The organism is Ruegeria sp. BA2 (genome assembly GCF_056539605.1).
The window spans coordinates 1-1103 of record NZ_JBQFVE010000039.1; the positions used below are offsets into that span (position 1 = coordinate 1).

Consider the following 1103-nt stretch of genomic DNA (forward strand, 5'->3'; position numbering starts at 1 on the left):
AGGCTGCATGACGAAGGCCGTTACCGGACCTTTATCGACATTGAACGTCGCAACGGTCATTTCCCGCATGCGGTGCGGACCTGTCCGGACGGATCGCAACAGAATATCACCGTCTGGTGCGGCAATGACTATCTGGGCATGGGGCAGCACCCGGTTGTTCTGAATGCAATGCATGAGGCGGTGGATGCCGCCGGAGCAGGCTCGGGAGGGACGCGCAACATCTCGGGAACCACGGTCTATCACAAGCGGCTCGAGGCTGAGCTGGCCGATCTGCATGGCAAGGAAGAGGCGCTGTTGTTCACCAGCGCCTACATTGCCAATGACGCGACGCTTTCGACTCTGCCCAAGCTGTTTCCCGGCCTGATCATCTATTCCGATGCGTTGAATCACGCGTCCATGATCGAAGGCGTGCGCCGGAATGGCGGGGCCAAGCGGATTTTCCGCCACAATGACGTGGCGCATCTGCGCGAGCTGCTAGAGGCGGATGACCCCAAGGCCCCCAAGCTGATCGCCTTTGAATCGGTCTATTCGATGGATGGCGATTTCGGACCCATTGAACAGATCTGCAACCTGGCGGATGAATTTGGCGCGCTGACCTATATCGACGAGGTGCACGCGGTTGGCATGTACGGCCCCCGCGGCGGTGGCGTGACCGAGCGGGATCGTCTGGCGCATCGCATCGACATCATCAACGGAACGCTTGCCAAGGCCTACGGGGTCATGGGCGGCTATATCGCGGCCAGCGCCAAGATGTGCGACGCGATCCGGTCTTATGCGCCGGGCTTCATCTTTACCACATCGCTGCCCCCAGCGGTTGCGGCAGGGGCGGCGGCCTCGGTGGCGTACCTCAAACATGCGCCCGAGCTGCGTGAACAGCACCAGACCCAGGCAAGCATTCTCAAGCTTCGCCTGAAGGGGCTGGGAATGCCTCTGATCGATCACGGCAGCCACATCGTGCCGGTGATCGTTGGCAACCCGGTTCACACCAAGAAGTTGAGCGATATGCTGCTGGATGACTATGGCATCTACGTGCAGCCGATCAATTTCCCAACCGTTCCCCGCGGCACCGAACGCCTGCGATTTACCCCCTCTCCGGTGCATGG

Annotated in this window: 1 protein-coding gene; it reads left to right on the top strand. The window is 60.7% G+C overall.

Annotated features, from left to right (window positions below; all coding sequences use genetic code 11):
- Positions 1–1103, top strand: a 1103-nt coding sequence (gene hemA, locus ACR0NN_RS25260; protein WP_170728045.1) for a 5-aminolevulinate synthase, incomplete at both ends; no start/stop codon positions are given.